Origin of the sequence: Streptomyces venezuelae, from assembly GCF_008642315.1 — a bacterium.
GTDB classification, from domain to species: Bacteria; Actinomycetota; Actinomycetes; order Streptomycetales; family Streptomycetaceae; genus Streptomyces; species Streptomyces venezuelae_D.
Window position 1 is genome coordinate 3,430,208 of record NZ_CP029192.1, and the last position, 16,171, is coordinate 3,446,378.

General features: G+C 72.8%; 15 protein-coding genes. 8 read left to right on the top strand and 7 right to left on the bottom strand.

The genetic code is table 11. The annotated features are described in order from the left end of the window. Window positions 1-54 precede the first annotated feature (54 nt). Window positions 55-858, top strand: coding sequence for an inositol monophosphatase family protein (locus DEJ48_RS14460; protein WP_150216513.1), 804 nt, complete (start codon window positions 55-57; stop codon window positions 856-858). A 203-nt stretch (window positions 859-1,061) separates the two neighbouring features. After that, window positions 1,062-1,835 (top strand): polysaccharide deacetylase family protein, encoded by a 774-nt coding sequence (locus DEJ48_RS14465; protein WP_150216514.1) that lies wholly within the window; start codon window positions 1,062-1,064, stop codon window positions 1,833-1,835. Between the two features lie 12 nt (window positions 1,836-1,847). Here the strand turns inward: DEJ48_RS14465 and hutH are convergent, their stop codons facing one another. The 6 genes from hutH to DEJ48_RS14495 all read right to left on the bottom strand — a co-directional run bounded on the left by hutH (window position 1,848) and on the right by DEJ48_RS14495 (window position 8,962). Then, on the bottom strand, window positions 1,848-3,386 hold the full coding sequence (hutH, locus tag DEJ48_RS14470; RefSeq protein WP_411757538.1) for a histidine ammonia-lyase: 1,539 nt from the start codon (window positions 3,384-3,386) through the stop codon (window positions 1,848-1,850). A gap of 84 nt (window positions 3,387-3,470) precedes the next feature. Then, window positions 3,471-4,409 carry a hypothetical protein gene (locus tag DEJ48_RS14475; RefSeq protein ID WP_150216515.1) on the bottom strand — a complete coding sequence of 313 codons (939 nt, stop codon included), beginning with the start codon at window positions 4,407-4,409 and terminating at the stop codon, window positions 3,471-3,473. A gap of 101 nt (window positions 4,410-4,510) precedes the next feature. Next, a complete protein-coding gene (locus DEJ48_RS14480; RefSeq protein WP_150216516.1) occupies window positions 4,511-5,677 on the bottom strand; it encodes a GGDEF domain-containing protein in 1,167 nt (388 codons plus the stop codon). Window positions 5,678-5,762: 85 nt separating this feature from the next. After that, entirely contained in the window at window positions 5,763-6,560 is a 798-nt protein-coding gene (locus tag DEJ48_RS14485; protein WP_150216517.1) for an enoyl-CoA hydratase/isomerase family protein, read from the bottom strand. A gap of 76 nt (window positions 6,561-6,636) precedes the next feature. Then, window positions 6,637-7,854 carry an adenylate/guanylate cyclase domain-containing protein gene (locus DEJ48_RS14490; protein ID WP_150216518.1) on the bottom strand — a complete coding sequence of 406 codons (1,218 nt, stop codon included), beginning with the start codon at window positions 7,852-7,854 and terminating at the stop codon, window positions 6,637-6,639. A gap of 244 nt (window positions 7,855-8,098) precedes the next feature. Further along, window positions 8,099-8,962, bottom strand: a complete 864-nt coding sequence (locus tag DEJ48_RS14495) for a biotin--[acetyl-CoA-carboxylase] ligase (RefSeq protein ID WP_150216519.1) — start codon at window positions 8,960-8,962, stop codon at window positions 8,099-8,101. 126 nt (window positions 8,963-9,088) lie between these two features. Between DEJ48_RS14495 and DEJ48_RS14500 the strand changes: the two genes are divergently transcribed. The 4 genes from DEJ48_RS14500 to DEJ48_RS14510 all read left to right on the top strand — a co-directional run bounded on the left by DEJ48_RS14500 (window position 9,089) and on the right by DEJ48_RS14510 (window position 11,861). After that, window positions 9,089-10,717, top strand: a complete 1,629-nt coding sequence (locus DEJ48_RS14500; RefSeq protein ID WP_190537405.1) for an acyl-CoA carboxylase subunit beta — start codon at window positions 9,089-9,091, stop codon at window positions 10,715-10,717. A gap of 17 nt (window positions 10,718-10,734) precedes the next feature. Continuing rightward, window positions 10,735-10,941 (top strand): acyl-CoA carboxylase subunit epsilon, encoded by a 207-nt coding sequence (locus tag DEJ48_RS14505; RefSeq protein ID WP_150216520.1) that lies wholly within the window; start codon window positions 10,735-10,737, stop codon window positions 10,939-10,941. Window positions 10,942-11,029: 88 nt separating this feature from the next. After that, window positions 11,030-11,158 (top strand): morphogenic membrane protein MmpB, encoded by a 129-nt coding sequence (gene mmpB, locus DEJ48_RS40760; RefSeq protein ID WP_263399443.1) that lies wholly within the window; start codon window positions 11,030-11,032, stop codon window positions 11,156-11,158. 94 nt (window positions 11,159-11,252) lie between these two features. After that, window positions 11,253-11,861 (top strand): nucleoside triphosphate pyrophosphatase, encoded by a 609-nt coding sequence (locus DEJ48_RS14510; protein WP_150216521.1) that lies wholly within the window; start codon window positions 11,253-11,255, stop codon window positions 11,859-11,861. Window position 11,862: 1 nt separating this feature from the next. Here DEJ48_RS14510 and DEJ48_RS14515 read toward each other — a convergent pair whose 3' ends face one another. Then, a complete protein-coding gene (locus DEJ48_RS14515; RefSeq protein ID WP_223832045.1) occupies window positions 11,863-12,294 on the bottom strand; it encodes a hypothetical protein in 432 nt (143 codons plus the stop codon). Between the two features lie 373 nt (window positions 12,295-12,667). Here DEJ48_RS14515 and DEJ48_RS14520 point away from each other — a divergent pair, with 373 nt between their 5' ends. Further along, a complete protein-coding gene (locus DEJ48_RS14520) occupies window positions 12,668-14,440 on the top strand; it encodes an acetyl/propionyl/methylcrotonyl-CoA carboxylase subunit alpha (protein WP_150216522.1) in 1,773 nt (590 codons plus the stop codon). 838 nt (window positions 14,441-15,278) lie between these two features. Next, window positions 15,279-16,169 (top strand): hypothetical protein, encoded by an 891-nt coding sequence (locus DEJ48_RS14525; protein WP_150216523.1) that lies wholly within the window; start codon window positions 15,279-15,281, stop codon window positions 16,167-16,169. The last annotated feature ends 2 nt before the right edge of the window (window positions 16,170-16,171 follow it).

Sequence of the window (16,171 nt, forward strand, 5' to 3'; positions counted from 1 at the left end):
CGCTCACCCTGCCACGGGCGGTGCCCCCGCCCGGCGGGCCGCTACTCTGCGCCGATGATCACCTCAGAGACGTACTCCGGCTCCGGCGGCACCGACTCGGACGTCGCCATCACCGCGGCGCGTGCGGGCGCGGACGTCGTCCGCGGAATGTACGGCCGACGGCTCGACCGGATCGACAAGGGCGCGGGGGACTTCGCCACCGAGGCCGACGTGGCGGCCGAGAAGGCGATCCTCGACGTCATACGGGCCGCGCGGCCCGACGACACCGTGCTCGGCGAGGAGGGCGGCAGGCGGGGCGACGCCGATGCCGCGCGCCAGTGGCTGGTGGATCCGCTGTGCGGAACCCTGAACTACGCCGTGGGCAACATGCTCGTGGCCGTCAACGTGGCGCTGCGCGGCGGCGCCGCGGCGACGGCGGACCCCTTCGGCGACGAGGTGTTCCACACGGACGGGACGGCCGCGTGGGTGCGGGAAGGGGCCGGTGACACGCCGCTGCTCCCGTCCGCCGACACCCGGCTCGTGGACGTCAACCTCGATCCGCCGTTCCCGAGCGCGCCGGGCTTCCGCGGCGTGGACCTGCTGGCCCACCCCGAGTTCGGCGCACGGTTCCGGCCGCGGGTCGTGTCCACGACGCTGGCGCTGGCCTGGGTCGCCGCGGGCCGCCGCGCCGCGTACGTCACCGACGGCGGCGACCTCTCGGGGAGCGTGCACTTCGCCGCCGGCATCGCCCTGTGCCGGGCAGCGGGCTGTGTGGTCACCGGAGTTGACGGCGCCCCGGTGGGGCGCGGGGGCCGGGGGCTCGTGGCGGCGGCCGACGCAAGGACGCATGAGCTGCTGATGTCGATGATCCGCGGCTGACGGGAGGAGCGGTCGGCGCCCGCGAGTCGTCCGCGATCGCGTGCGGGATCGTCAGCGATCCCGTGCGCAATTGTCAGCGATCTCCTGCGGAATTGTCCGTGATCCGTAACAGACGCATCCTCCCGCCTCCCCGACTCGTCCTGCCGGGTGGCCGCACGGCGGCGACCGGGGGAAACGACGAGGTCTTGGTGAGAGGGGCGGGCATGGCACGGCACGGCGGCGGGCGGGGCTGGTACGGCAAGTTGATCGGGGCGGCACTCGGGGTGACGATGCTCGCCACCGGCGCTTCCGTATGGACCGCGCAGGCCGGCGACGCGGACGACGCGTCGCCGGAGGCGACCGCGCCCGCCCGGCCCGGCCAGGACGTCAAGCCGGTGTCGAGGACCATCGCGCACGCCTCGGAGCAGGGCAAGCGCGGCATCAACATCACCATTGACGACGGCCCCGACCCCAAGTGGACGCCCCACATGCTCGACCTGCTGCGGCAGAACGGAGTGAAGGCCACCTTCTGCATGGTCGGGACGCAGGCGCAGGCCCACCCCGACGTCGTGAAGAAGGTCGTCGCGGACGGGCACCGCCTCTGCGACCACTCGATCTCGCACAACACCGGCATGGACAAGGAGTCCGAGGCCTACCAGTCGAAGCAGATACTCGACGCCGAACGCATGATCACCAAGGCGTCCGGCGGCGTCCGCCCCATGTACTACCGCGCGCCCGGCGGCGCGTTCACCCCGTACAGCCGCAAGCTCGCCGCCGACCGCGGGATGCGTCCGCTGGGCTGGAACGTGGACACCAAGGACTTCGAGCTGCCGGGCACGGACGCCATCGTCGCGACCGTCGAGCGGGAGCTGCCCAACGGTCCGACGCTCCTCTTCCATGACGCGGGCGGTGACCGCACCCAGACCGTCGAGGCCCTGCGCCGGCTCCTCCCCCGGCTGAAGGCGCAGGGCTACACCTTCGGCTTCCCCGTCCGCTAGACGACCCGTCCGCTAGGCCAGCGGCCCCGTCACCGGCTCGACCGCCGTCACCAGCGCGCCCGACCTGACGAACGCGTCCGCCGCCGCCAGGTCCGGCGCGAGGAAACGATCCGGCCCCGGACCCTCGACGCCCGCCTTGCGGACGGCCTCGATGACCGCCTGCGTCGCGGGCGCGGGGGTGAGTCCCTCGCGGAGCTCGACGGCGCGCGTGGCTGCGTACAGCTCGACCGCGACGATGCGGGTGAGGTTGTCGACCGCGGTGCGCAGCTTGCGGGCCGCGGACCAGCCCATGGAGACGTGGTCCTCCTGCATCGCGGAGGACGGGATGGAGTCGGCGGAGGCCGGGACGGCGAGCCGCTTCATCTCGCTGACCAGGGCGGCCTGCGTGTACTGGGCGATCATCAGGCCGGAGTCGACGCCCGCGTCGTCCGCGAGGAACGGCGGCAGGCCGTGCGAGCGGTTCTTGTCGAGCAACCGGTCGGTGCGGCGCTCGGCGATCGAGCCGAGGTCGGCTGCGGCGATGGCGAGGAAGTCCAGGACGTACGCGACCGGGGCGCCGTGGAAGTTGCCGTTGGACTCGACCCGCCCGTCGGGCAGCACGACGGGGTTGTCGACGGCGGCGGCCAGCTCGCGTTCGGCGACGAGGCGCGCGTGGGCCATCGTGTCCCGGCCCGCGCCCGCGACCTGCGGCGCGCACCGCACGGAGTAGGCGTCCTGGACGCGCGGCGCGTCGTCCTGGTGGTGGCCGGTGAGGCCGGACCCGGCGAGTACGGCGAGCATGTTGGCGGCGGAGGCGGCCTGGCCCGGGTGGGGGCGGATGGCGTGCAGCTCGGGCGCGAGGACCTTGTCCGTGCCGAGCAGCGCCTCCAGCGTGAGGGCCGCGGTGATGTCGGCCGACTTGTAGAGGGTGTCCAGGTCGGCGAGGGCCATCACGAGCATGCCGAGCATGCCGTCGGTGCCGTTCAGGAGGGCGAGGCCCTCCTTCTCGCGCAGCTCGACGGGTGTGATGCCGTGCGCGGCGAGCAGCTCGCCCGCGGGCCGCACCTCGCCGTCGGGGCCCTCCGCGTCGCCCTCGCCCATCAGCGTCAGCGCGCAGTGGCTGAGCGGCGCGAGGTCGCCGGAGCAGCCGAGCGAGCCGTACTCGTGGACGACGGGCGTGATGCCCGCGTTGAGCACGTCGGCCATGGTCTGCGCGACCTCGGGGCGTACGCCCGTGTGGCCGGAGCAGACCGTCTTGAGGCGCAGGAACATCAGCGCGCGCACCACTTCACGCTCCACGCGCGGGCCCATGCCTGCCGCGTGCGAGCGGACGATGTTGCGCTGCAGCTGGGCTCGGAGGTCCGGGCCGATGTGCCGGGAGGCCAGGGCGCCGAAGCCGGTCGAGACGCCGTAGACGGGCTCGGGCTTGGCCGCGAGCGCGTCGACGATCTCGCGGGCGGCGGCGAGCGCCGCCAGCGCGTCGGCGGAGAGTTCGATCCGTGCGTTGCCGCGCGCGACGGCGATGACGTCCGCCGCGGTCGTCCCGGAGGTCCCAAGGGCCACGGTGCCCACGCTGTGCATATCCATATTCAGCAGCGTACGGACTGAATCGCCAGGTGTCACGGGTGGAATTGACGGGAGCCACTTACCGCGAGGTCAGCCGCGCCCGAGCGCTCCCCGGAACGTCATGCCGTGGCGGGTACGGAGCCTGCGGAGCTCCCACACCGACAGCGCGGTCACCGAGAGCGGCGCCCCGAGCATGAAGGCGTGGAGCACGGCGGGAGGCGCGGCCACCGCCGCGTCGTCGAAGTACTGCAGGACCGCGAGGCCCCACAGCAGGACGGGCGAGAGGACCGGCGGCAGGAGCTCGTGGATCGCCCCGGCGCGGAAGCAGCTGTTCACCGCGTACACGAGCAGGGCGATCGTGTAGAGCAGGCCGACCAGGACACCGACGAGAGCCGCGAGACCGGCGGCGAAGGAGAGCACGTAGTAGAAGAGGACTTCGAGGAACGCGCCCTGGTTGTCGGTGAGTCCGAGGCCTTCGCGCAGCACGTACCAGCAGAGCCACACCACGCCCGCGCCGACCGCGAGCGCGAGCAGCGTGCCGAGGGGCTGGACGGCCCGGCGCAGGTAGAGACCGCGCAGCGAGGCGTCGGCGAGGCCGATGAAGAGCGTGGCGGCGACGAGGATCGCGACGACCGCGAAGCCCGCCGCGACGAGGAGGTCCTCGACCTTGCCCATGACGAACTCCTCCCGCCCCTGACGCAGCGGGTAGGCGAAGACGAGCCACACGGTCGCGCCGAGCCCGAGGAGCGTACGGCCGGACTGCAGCGCGGTGATGGTGCGGTCCTCGACGGCGCCGGGGCGGTCGGGGGTGCCGAAGCGGCGGGCCAGATTCAGGGGCTGGGAGGCGGCGCCCCGCACGCCGCGGGCGGGCGGGGGCGTGGGGGCGGGCTGGGGGTACGTCGGGTTGTACGGGTCGTACGGGAGCGAGTCGCCGCCGTACGTCACGTGCCCGTACCCGTAGCCGTATCCGCCGTCCCCGTCGGTGCCGGCCCCCGGCCCGTACCCGTCTCCGTACCGCTGATCGCTCAACGCCCGCTCCCCCGTGCGGGCTTCAGCGGTCCCGCGTACCGCGCGGCCCTGTTCGCGGTCGCGGCACACCCTAACCGATCATGATCATGCTCATGCCGCGGTCAGCCACCGGCGGGCCGCGGCCCGCGCCCCCTGAACCTGCGCCGCTCCCCCGTCCGGCGGGCCCCCGCGGGCGCGTCCGCGAGCCGCACCACCGGGTCGTCCACGCCCTCGCGCCCCGCCACCACCGGCTTCAGGGCGCGCGCGGCCTTCGCGCGGTACTGCGCCGCGTCGGCGAGCCGGAAGAGGCGGCGGGCCGAACGCACCGCGCCGATCGGGTCCCCGGTCGACGCCACCCCGCACGCGACCCCGTCGCCGATCTCCAACTCAGAGGCACGGACACAGAGTTCGTCGGCGACCCGCACCACCTCGTCGGCGGTGTGCCCGACCGCGACGAGGCAGAACTCGTCGCCGCCCAGGCGCGCCGCGAGCGTCCCCGGCAGCATCGCGCCGCAGAGCGAGAGGACCGAGCCGAAGCGTTCGAGGAGGCGGTCGCCGACCGCGTGGCCCCGGGTGTCGTTGACCCGCTTGAGCCCGTTGACGTCGCAGACGACCAGGCTCACCACGGCCCCTTCGGCGAGGTGCCGTTCCACCGCCTCGTCGAGGCGCAGGTCGACCGCGCGGCGGTTGGCGAGCCCCGTCAGCGCGTCCGTGAAGGCGAGGCGGCGCGCCTCCTCCAGGCGCTCGGTCTGCGCGATCCCGGCGGCCACGACCGCCGCGAGGACCGTCGCGAAGTCCGCGTCGGCCCGCTCGAAGACCGGCGCGCCCGGCGGCCGCGCCACATACAGCTCGCCCCACGCGCGCCCGTGCAGCACGACCGGCGCGACCACGCAGCAGCCGCGGCCCCGGCGGCGCAGGGCGGCGACGCGCTGATGGCAGTAGCCGGGCTCGCGGGCGTCGGCGGGGCCCTCGGCGGTCTCGACCCAGGCGTGCGGTTCGCCGCCGCCCGCCCAGTGCTCGTGCAGGAACTCGGTGATCTCGGGGAACTGGTGGACGGGGTACGCCTCGCTCTCCGGGAACTCCTCCTCACCGTGGACGCGTTCTCCGGCGTTCACCAGGACCCGCAGCCGGCCCATGTCCCGCTCCCACACGGACAGCGCGGCGAAGCTTCCGCTCAGCGCGCGGCAGGTGCCGAGAGCCGCCGCCCGCCAGGACTCGCGCGGAGTGTGCGCGGCGGCCATTCCCTGCGCCAGCTCGACCACGGCCCGCAGCCGGACATCCTCACCCATTTCACCAGATTAGGAGGTTTACGGCGTTTTGGAACCTCGGCGCAAGGGAAACCTCCCTGCTCGCACCGCCGAGCCCCCCGCTCGGCTACTCACCGGGCCACTGCGGCTTCCGCTTCTCGTTGAAGGCCGCGACGCCCTCCGCGCGGTCGGCCGAGAACGCCACCGTGCGCCAGGCCGCGTCCTCGACCTCCAGGCCCGCCCGCAGGTCCAGGCCGTGCCCGAGGCGCAGGGCGCGCTTGGCGGCGCGCAGGCCGACCGGCGAGTTGGCCGCGATGCGGGCGCCGAGCGCCAGCGCCTCCGTGCGGGCCTCGCCCTCCCCCACCAGCAGGTCCACCAGGCCCAACTCCCGTGCCTCCGCGGCCTCCACGCGGCGCGCGGAGAAGATCAGCTCGGCGGCGCGGGCGGCGCCCACGCGGCGCGGCAGGAGCTGGGTGCCGCCACCGCCGGGGATGACGCCGACGGACACCTCGGGGAGGCCGACGACCGCGGTCGGGTCGGCGACGATCATGTCGCAGGAGAGCGCGAGCTCGAACCCGCCGCCGAGCGCGAAGCCGTGCACGGCGGCGACGGTGGGCATCGGCAGCTCCAGGACGCCGGTGTACGAGGCGCGGGTCGTGGGGCGCTGGCGGCGCAGCTCGTCGTCGCTGAAGGAGTTCCGCTCCTTCAGGTCGGCACCCACGCAGAAGGCCCGCTCGTGGGTGGAGGTGAGGACGACGACGCGGGCGTCGTGGTCCTCGGACAGGGCGGCGCAGGCGGTGGCGATGGAACGGGCCATCTCCGAGGAGACGGCGTTCATCGCCTTGGGACGGTCCAGGACGAGCTCGACGACGTGGCCGTGCCGCCTGACCGCCACGTACTCCCCGTACCGCTGCTCGTCGCCCATGACGCTCCTCCACCTCCGGTTAACGACCGTTACCCGGGGATCATGTCACCGGGCCGGTCCCGGGGGAAGGGACTCCTCAGCCCCTTCGCGCCAGGAGCCAGGGCTCGACGACGCCGAGTCCGCGGACCGGGCGCTGCCACATCGGCTGGAGCGCGAAGCGGTACGAGGGCGGCTCCTCGCCCTCCTTCTCGGCCGCGGCGGCCTCCTCCGCGGCCTTCGTCTCGGACGCGGGCGCGTCGCCCGTGCGGGTCAGCTCCTCCGCGAACGCGCCGTCCACGAGGACGGCGTCCCGCGGCGCTATCGACGTGAGGCGGCTCGCGAGGTTCACGGTCGTGCCGAAGACGTCGCCCATGCGGGTCGTGACCGTCCCGAAGGCGATGCCGACGCGCAGCTCCGGCATCGTCTCGTCGTTGGCCATCGTCTCGATGAGGCGGAGTGCGATCTCGGCGGCGACGCCGGCGTCGTCCGCGGCGTAGAGGACCTCGTCGCCGAGGGTCTTGATGAGCCGGCCGCCGTGCGCGGCGACGAGATCCGCCGCCGTCGTCTCGAAGGCCTCGACGAGCTCCCCGAGCTCCTCCTCCTCCATGCGCCGGGTGAGCCGGGTGAACCCGACGAGGTCGGCGAAGCCGACGGCCAGGCGCCGGTCCACCATCTCCTCGTCGTCCGCGGCCTGCACGACGCGGCCGGTGGCGGCGGCGAGCTGGCGGCGCCACACGTAGACGAGGAACTCCTCCAGCTCGGGCAGGAGCAGCTCGATCAGCGGGTACGTGACCTCGGTCCGCGTCATGCCCGGCTCCGGAGGCTCGGTGAGCCCCTCAAGGAAGGAGTCGATCTGCCACTCGGCGAGGCGGGCGGTGGTCTGGCCCGTGGACCGCGCGACCTGTACGGCCATGGCCTCGCTCAGCAGGCCCGCCTCGACGAGGCCCGCGAGGCGGCGCAGGGCGAGTACGTCCGCTTCGGTGAGCGCCTTGGCCTGGCCGATGTCCGGAAAGCCCATGGCCCGCCAGAAGCGGGACGCCAGCTCCATGGAGACGCCCGCGCTGCGGGCGGCCTGGAAGGGGGTGTAGCGGCGGTCCGCGCCGAGGATGAGCTGTTCGAGGCGGAGGGCGAGCGGGTCCTTCTCCGCGTCGTCCTCGCTCTTCTCGTCGACGTCGGGTACGGCGGGTACGCCGTGTACTCCGGGTGCGCCGGAGCCGTCCCTCGCACGGCCGGCCGCGGGGGCGGCGGTACGGCCGTCCCCGCCGTCGGGGGCGGGGTGCTCGCCCTCGCCCGAGCCCGTGTCGTCGACGGTCACGCCTGCTGCCCTTCCGATCTGCCGCGGTCAGGTATCGACCGGCGCCAACTTTACGGCAGGTGTGCCGCAGCTCACTCCCGACTCCCGGGACGCGCTCCTTGACGGCGGGGGATCGGGTGCGTCGCGCCGTCCGGCGGGTGCGGGTGCGTCGTGGCTTGTCGCGCAGTTCCCCGCGCCCCCAAAAGCACATCCGTCGCCCCGCGCCCAAAGCGCATCCGTCGCCCCGCGCCCCGCAAGCCCCGCCTCAGCCCGCGGGGCGCAAGTGGATGATGTCGGCTGCTGATACCGGGTGCTGTACGCCCTCCCCCGTGGCCAGGATCAGGCGGCCGTCCGTGTCCAGGGCCACCGCTTCGCCCTCCAGGGAGCGGTCGCCGGGGAGTTCCGCCCGGACCTGGCGGCCCAGCGTCGCGCAGCCGGCCGCGTAGGTCTCCTGGAGGCGGGTGGAGGTCGGGTCGCCCGACGCGTCGCGCCAGGTGACGTACCAGTGCTCCAGGGAGCGGAGAACGGCCCGGAGCAACGGGTCACGGTCCGTGACCTTCGCGCCGGCCAGGGCGAGCGAGCCCGCCGTCGGCACGGGCAGCTCGTCCTCGCGCAGGGTGACGTTGAGGCCGACGCCGATCACGATGCCCCCGTCGGCCGCGGAGCCCGCTCGCTCCGCGAGGATGCCGCCCGCCTTCCGCTCCTGGTCACCGACCGTGACCAGGAGGTCGTTCGGCCACTTGAGTGCCGTGTCGACGCCGGCGACACGGGAGAGGCCCGTCGCCACCGCCACGCCCGTGAGCAGCGGCAGCCAGCCCCACCGCTCGACCGGCACCTCGGCGGGCTTGAGCAGCACGGAGAAGAAGAGGCCCGAGCGCGCGGGCGCGGACCAGCGGCGGTCGAGGCGCCCCCGCGCCGCGCTCTGCTCCTCGGCGACGAGGACCGCGCCCTCGGAAAGCTCGTCCGCCCGCGCCGCGAGGTCGGAGTTGGTGGAACCGGTCACGGGCACCACGTCGAGGGAGGACCACAGGCCGCCGTCCCTGAGGAGGGTCTTACGGAGCGAGGCCGCGTTCAGGGGCGGCCTGTCGAGGTCGGACCAGCGGTTGTCTTCAGCATCTGACGGCGTCATGCAAGCCACCTTAGGTGTGGCAAACGCCGCACTGCCGAACGGTATCGGCGCCGATACGCTACGGGTCAGTAGCCAGCCGCACAGCCGTAGACAAGCACCTTTGAGCAGGCAGGGAGCCGCATCCCGATGTCCGAGCCGGAACAGCCCAACGTGCCCGCGTCAGACCGCACCGCCGAAGACGGCGCCGTCGACATCCATACGACCGCGGGGAAACTTGCCGACCTGCAGCGCCGCATCGAGGAGGCCAAGCACGCGGGCTCGGCCCGAGCGGTCGAGAAGCAGCACGCCAAGGGCAAGCTGACGGCGCGCGAACGCATTGAACTACTGCTCGACGAAGGCTCCTTCGTCGAGCTCGACGAGTTCGCCCAGCACCGGTCGACCAACTTCGGCCTGGAGAAGAACCGGCCGTACGGCGACGGCGTGGTGACCGGATACGGCACCGTCGACGGCCGCCCGATCGCCGTGTTCTCCCAGGACTTCACCGTCTTCGGCGGCGCGCTCGGCGAGGTCTTCGGACAGAAGATCGTCAAGGTCATGGACTTCGCGCTGAAGACGGGCTGCCCGGTCGTCGGCATCAACGACTCCGGCGGCGCCCGCATCCAGGAGGGCGTCATGGCCCTCGGGATGTACGGCGAGATCTTCCGCCGGAACACCCACGCGTCCGGTGTGATCCCGCAGATCTCCCTGGTCGTCGGGCCGTGCGCGGGCGGTGCCGTCTACTCCCCCGCGATCACCGACTTCACGGTCATGGTCGACCAGACCTCGCACATGTTCATCACGGGACCCGACGTCATCAAGACCGTCACCGGCGAGGACGTGGGCTTCGAGGAGCTGGGCGGCGCCCGCACCCACAACTCCACGTCGGGTGTGGCGCACCACATGGCGGGCGACGAGAAGGACGCGATCGAGTACGTCAAGTCGCTCCTGTCGTACCTGCCTTCGAACAACCTCAGCGAGCCGCCCGCCTTCCCCGAGGAGGCGGACCTCGCGCCCACGGACGAGGACCTGGCGCTGGACACGCTGATCCCGGACAGCGCGAACCAGCCGTACGACATGCACGGCGTCATCGAACACGTCCTGGACGACGCCGAGTTCTTCGAGACGCAGCCGCTGTTCGCGCCGAACATCCTCACCGGCTTCGGCCGGATCGAGGGCCACCCGGTGGGCATCGTCGCCAACCAGCCGACGCAGTTCGCCGGCTGCCTGAACATCGACGCCTCGGAGAAGGGCGCCCGCTTCGTCCGCACCTGCGACGCGTTCAATATCCCGGTCATCACCTTCGTCGACGTGCCGGGCTTCCTGCCGGGCGTCGAGCAGGAGCACACGGGCATCATCCGCCGCGGCGCGAAGCTCATCTACGCGTACGCGGAGGCCACCGTCCCGCTGATCACGATCATCACGCGCAAGGCGTTCGGCGGCGCGTACGACGTGATGGGCTCCAAGCACCTGGGCGCCGACCTGAACCTGGCCTGGCCGACCGCGCAGATCGCGGTGATGGGCGCGCAGGGCGCGGTCAACATCCTGCACCGCCGCACGATCGCCGAGGCCGGGGACGAGGTCGAGGAGGTCAGGGCGCGGCTCATCCAGGAGTACGAGGACGCGCTGCTGAACCCGTACACGGCGGCCGAGCGCGGGTACGTCGACGCGGTGATCATGCCGTCCGAAACCCGCTCCCACCTCGTGCGGGGCCTGCGTCAGCTGCGTACGAAGCGGGAATCCCTCCCTCCGAAGAAGCACGGCAACATCCCCCTCTAGTCCCTCAGGGAGGGCTCATGATCAAGGTCGTACGCGGAAACCCGACCCCGGAGGAGCTCGCCGCCGCCCTGGCGGTGGTCCAGGTGCGCGCCGCGGCGGTGGCGGACGGACCGTCCGGCGCGCCCGCGCCGCCCGACTCCTGGGCGGACCCCGCACGGGTGGCCCGCCACCGGCTGCCCGCCCCCTCGCCGACGGCGTGGGGCCGCAGCTACTGGCCCGGCTAGAGCCGGGAAGCCGGTCCGGGCCCGGGCCGGGAGAACTTGAGTACGCGTACTCAGGCGTCCCGGCCCGTCCGGCCGCAGTATCGATTGCATGCTGTGGTCGGACCCGGAGAACAACCCTCCGAAGGACATGCGGGACCTGCAGGCGAGGATGCGCCGCGCGGGCCTCGTCCTCGCCCTGGCGATGGTCGTCGCGATGTTCGTGCTCGGCGTCCACTGAGCGCCCTGAAGGGGCGCGGGGAACTGCGCGAACAGCCACCACGTACCCGCTGGAGCGCAACACGCCGCCCGGCACAGCGCCTACGCTGACCCGCATGAGTGATCAGCCCCGCCGTCTCGTCCTCGCCTCCCAGTCGCCCGCCAGGCTCGGCCTGCTCCGGCAGGCGGGCCTCGCCCCCGAGGTGATCGTCAGCGGCGTCGACGAGGACAAGGTGTCCGCGCCGACCCCCGCAGAGCTCGCCCTCGCCCTGGCCGAGGCCAAGGCGTCCGTGGTCGCAGCGCGCCCCGACGCCAAGGACGCGCTGGTCATCGGCTGTGATTCCGTCCTGGAGCTGGACGGCCGGGCGCTCGGCAAGCCCGCGGACGCCGAGGAGGCCACCGCCCGCTGGAAGGACATGCGCGGCCGCGCGGGCGTCCTGCAGACCGGTCACTGCGTCCGCGACACCGTCTCCGGGCGGTACGCGTCGGCGACGGCGTCCACCGTCGTCCGCTTCGGCGAGCCCTCCGACGCCGAGATCGCCGCGTACGTGGCGAGCGGCGAACCGCTGCACGTGGCGGGGGCCTTCACGCTGGACGGCCGCTCGGCGCCGTTCATCGACGGCATCGAGGGCGACCACGGCAACGTCATCGGCCTCTCGCTGCCGCTGCTGCGCCGCCTCCTCGCGGAACTGGGCGTGGGCATCACGGAGTTGTGGGGGAAGTAGGTCAGGCGGCCTGTGGGGCCGCCACCGCGGCGTCCTGCTGCGCCTTCCTCTCGTACGCCACGAGCGGCAGGACGATCAGGCCGAGCACGACCATCATGAACGCGAACGCGGCCCAGCCAACCAGGCCGACGCAGAACGCCCCCAGGAGCGCGTGCAGGACGGCGCAGCTGATCAGCAGGATGCGGCCGAAGGTGCCCGGGGCGCGGTCGCGCACGGCGGTGCGGGCCAGGACGATGGCGCACAGGGCGAGATAGCCGCCGAAGAGGCCGCCCGCGATCCAGGTGGACACGGTCATCGCGTGCGGGTCCAGGCCCGCGAGCGACATGTCCTGCTTGTCGACGACGAGGCCGAGGAACCAGTTGAGGAGCGCGATGCCGACCGCCTCCACGAGAAGCACGATCGCACCCACCCAGGCCACCGGTCTGCGCGCCACGGCGCCCCACCCACTTCCCTCTGCTGTTGCTCAAGCTGTTGCTGTTACCCCTAGTACGTTCGAGCCATCGCGAACGCTACTAACCGGTAAACCCAGGGACAAGAGCTGTGCCGCAGGCAAAGAATCATTGGGCCATTCGTAGGGACTCCACAAAGAAAGCCCCGTGTCCGCAGCGCTGACTCACAGAGACCTTGACCACATCGGAGGGCTACGCTGCCGTGGAGGGACCCTGCGTACCGCGGTGCGACAAGGGTTTTCGCGAACCTAGCCGGTCTCGAGTGACACTCCGTGTGGGCAAGCTCACCATTGGGGACGGGTCGTAAGGCCGTGTCGGCAGTCCCTAAACTCGGCTTGTTTCAAGGAGGGAGCCATCGTGCGCAAGGTGCTCATCGCCAACCGTGGCGAAATCGCTGTCCGCGTTGCCCGGGCATGCCGGGATGCAGGGATCGCGAGCGTAGCCGTCTACGCAGACCCTGACAGGGACGCTCTGCATGTACGGGCAGCCGATGAGGCGTTCGCGCTGGGCGGTGACACTCCGGCCACCAGCTACCTGGACATCTCCAAGGTGCTGGCCGCGGCCAAGGACGCGGGGGCGGACGCCATCCACCCCGGCTACGGCTTCCTTTCGGAGAACGCCGACTTCGCGCAGGCCGTCATCGACGCGGGCCTGAACTGGATCGGCCCGCCGCCGCAGGCCATCCGTGACCTCGGCGACAAGGTCGCCGCGCGGCACATCGCGCAGCGTGCGGGCGCCCCGCTGGTCGCGGGCACGCCCGACCCGGTGTCCGGCGCCGACGAGGTCGTCGCCTTCGCCGAGGCGAACGGCCTGCCGATCGCCATCAAGGCGGCGTTCGGCGGTGGCGGGCGCGGTCTGAAGGTGGCCCGCACGCTCGAAGAGGTCCCGGAGCTTTACGACTCCGCGGTGCGCGAGGCCGTGGCGGCCTTCGGCCGCGGCGAGTGCTTCGTGGAGCGCTACCTCGACAAGCCGCGGCACGTCGAGACCCAGTGCCTCGCCGACAAGCACGGCAACGTCGTGGTCGTCTCGACCCGTGACTGCTCGCTGCAGCGCCGCCACCAGAAGCTCGTCGAGGAGGCGCCCGCGCCGTTCCTGACCGCCGAGCAGAACGCCGAGCTGTACGCCGCCTCCAAGGCGATCCTCAAGGAGGCCGGCTACGTCGGCGCGGGCACCGTCGAGTTCCTCGTCGGCGTCGACGGCACGATCTCCTTCCTGGAGGTCAACACCCGTCTGCAGGTCGAGCACCCGGTCACCGAAGAGGTCGCCGGCATCGACCTCGTCCGGGAGATGTTCCGCATCGCCGACGGCGAGGAGCTCGGCTACGGAGACCCGGAACTCCGGGGCCATTCCTTCGAGTTCCGCATCAACGGCGAGGACCCGGGCCGCAACTTCCTGCCCGCGCCCGGCACCGTCACCACGTTCGCGCCTCCGTCGGGACCCGGCGTCCGCCTGGACGCGGGTGTCGAGTCCGGCTCGGTCATCGGCCCGGCCTGGGACTCGCTCCTCGCCAAGCTGATCGTCACCGGCGCGACCCGCGAGCAGGCGCTGCAGCGCGCCGCCCGCGCGCTCGCGGAGTTCAACGTCGAGGGCATGGCGACCGCCATCCCGTTCCACCGTGCCGTCGTCAAGGACCCGGCGTTCGGTCCCGAACTGACCGGCTCCAGCGACCCGTTCACGGTCCACACCCGGTGGATCGAGACCGAGTTCGTCAACGAGATCCCGCCGTTCACTGGGACGGGTGACGCCGAGACGGACGAGGAGCCGGGCCGCGAGACGGTCGTCGTCGAGGTCGGCGGCAAGCGCCTCGAGGTCTCGCTGCCGTCCTCGCTGGGCATGACGATCGCGCGCACCGCGGCGGCGGGCGGCGCCCGTCCAAAGCGCCGTGCGGCCAAGAAGTCGGGCCCCGCGGCGTCCGGTGACACCCTCGCCTCGCCCATGCAGGGCACGATCGTCAAGGTCGCGGTCGAGGAGGGCCAGGAGGTCAAGGAGGGCGACCTGGTCGTCGTCCTGGAGGCCATGAAGATGGAACAGCCCCTGAACGCGCACCGTTCGGGCACGATCAAGGGCCTCACCGCGGAGGTCGGCGGGAGCCTGACGTCCGGCGCGGTGATCTGCGAGATCAAGGACTGATCCCGCAGCAGACGCATACGCCGATGGGCCGGACTGGAACTCTTCCAGCCCGGCCCATCGGCGTTCCGTCCCCTGCGGCCCGGCGGGGGCTTGCCGCGCAGTTCCCCACGCCCATGAGCAGTCCCCCGCACCCGACACCGCTGCGCACAGGGCACATTCGGTGGAGCGTCCGAGAGGCCCGGTCCCTCGCCCGCCGCGGCCCGGCGGGGGCTGATCGCGCAGTTCCCCGCGCCCCTAAGTCGTCCACCGCACCCGACACCGCTGCGTGCAGGGCGCATTCGGTGAGGCGTCCGGGAGGCCCAGCCCCTTGCCCGCCGCGGCCCGGCGGGGGCTGATCGCGCAGTTCCCCGCGCCCCTAAGTCGTCCACCGCACCCGACACCGCTGCGTGCAGGGCACATTCGGTGAGGCATCCGGGAGGCCCAGCCCCTCGCCCGCCGCAGCCCGGCGGGGGCTGATCGCGCAGTTCCCCACGCCCCTAAGTCGCCCACCGCACCCGACACCGCTGCGCACACGGCACATTCGGTGACGCGTCCGGGAGGCCCGGCCCCTCGCCCGCCGCAGCCCGGCGGGGGCTGATCGCGCAGTTCCCCACGCCCCTAAGTCGCCCACCGCACCCGACACCGCTGCGTGCAGGGCGCGTTCGGTGAGGCGTCACGGAGGACCAGTCAGGGGCGCGGGGAACTGCGCGACGAGCCCCCACCGGCCCGCAGGTACGCACCATGAGCAACCAGCCCAAGGGGCGCGGGGAACTTGCACTCCGGTCGGGGCAAGCGCAACCGCTCCCGGCCCGCCCCGCGTCCTCTCCCGCGTAGAGCCGAAGGCCACGGGGGGACTTCAGTGAAACGCACGGGGGATGTCGTCGGGCTGCTCGCAGCGGCAGTCGTCGTCGGTACGACCGGATGGTTCGCAGGCGTCGCGGGCGCCGGGGAGCGGTACGAGGCCGGTCTCGTCCTCGGCCTGTCCACGGCCCTGTCCGTCGCACTGCTGCGCCGCTTCACCCACCTGCCACTGGGCAGACGCCGCCCCTACACCTTCGCGCTGCCCCTCCCCGCGCCCGACTGGTCGGCCCCGCCGCCGGACCCGGGCGGCGACCCGGAGGCCCTGCGCCCGTACGCCGAGCGGCAGGCCGCGCTGCTCAGCGACGCGTCCGCGCTCGGCGACACGCTCCGCCACACCTGCACGCTCGCGCCGCAACTGCGCGCGGAACTCGCCTCGTTCGCGGTCACCGCGTCGATCCAGGCGAGCAACTCGGTGATCGCCCCGGCCGGCGAAGGACCGCGCAGCCCCGACCCGGCGTACGACGCCGCCCACGCCGTCGGCGAGCTCGTCGCGGCGGTCGAGTTCAGCCGCATCGGGATGCGCGCCCTGGAGGCCCTGGTGTCGGAGCGGCCGCTGCGCCCCGATCCGCCCTGCTACTTCAACCCGCTGCACGACCGCGGCCACGCGCGCGTGGCACTCCCCGGCGCCCCTGACGGCCCCGAGGAGGTCGCCGCCTGCCACGGCTGCGCCAAGGGCCCGGAGCCGCTCCTGGTGCCCTCCGAGGGCGGCCCGGTGCCGTACTACGACAGCGACGCCGTCGACGCGCGCTGGCGCCTGCTCGGCTACGGCGCGGTGGTCCCGGACAACGGCGCCACGATGATCGCCACCGCGCGGGACGGCTTCCGCGACCCGGGGCCCGCGGCGCCCTCCGGGGGCGGCCTCAAGAAGTTTCGTACGAAGGTGAGTTGATG

Coding starts and splice junctions, on each gene's coding strand:
- DEJ48_RS14460 (WP_150216513.1), top strand. CDS start 55: ATGATCACCTCAGAGACGTACTCCGGCTCCGGCGGCACCGACTCGGAC.
- DEJ48_RS14465 (WP_150216514.1), top strand. CDS start 1,062: ATGGCACGGCACGGCGGCGGGCGGGGCTGGTACGGCAAGTTGATCGGG.
- DEJ48_RS14480 (WP_150216516.1), bottom strand. CDS start 5,677: ATGGGTGAGGATGTCCGGCTGCGGGCCGTGGTCGAGCTGGCGCAGGGA.
- DEJ48_RS14485 (WP_150216517.1), bottom strand. CDS start 6,560: ATGGGCGACGAGCAGCGGTACGGGGAGTACGTGGCGGTCAGGCGGCAC.
- DEJ48_RS14495 (WP_150216519.1), bottom strand. CDS start 8,962: ATGACGCCGTCAGATGCTGAAGACAACCGCTGGTCCGACCTCGACAGG.
- DEJ48_RS14500 (WP_190537405.1), top strand. CDS start 9,089: ATGTCCGAGCCGGAACAGCCCAACGTGCCCGCGTCAGACCGCACCGCC.
- DEJ48_RS14505 (WP_150216520.1), top strand. CDS start 10,735: ATGATCAAGGTCGTACGCGGAAACCCGACCCCGGAGGAGCTCGCCGCC.
- mmpB (WP_263399443.1), top strand. CDS start 11,030: ATGCTGTGGTCGGACCCGGAGAACAACCCTCCGAAGGACATGCGGGAC.
- DEJ48_RS14510 (WP_150216521.1), top strand. CDS start 11,253: ATGAGTGATCAGCCCCGCCGTCTCGTCCTCGCCTCCCAGTCGCCCGCC.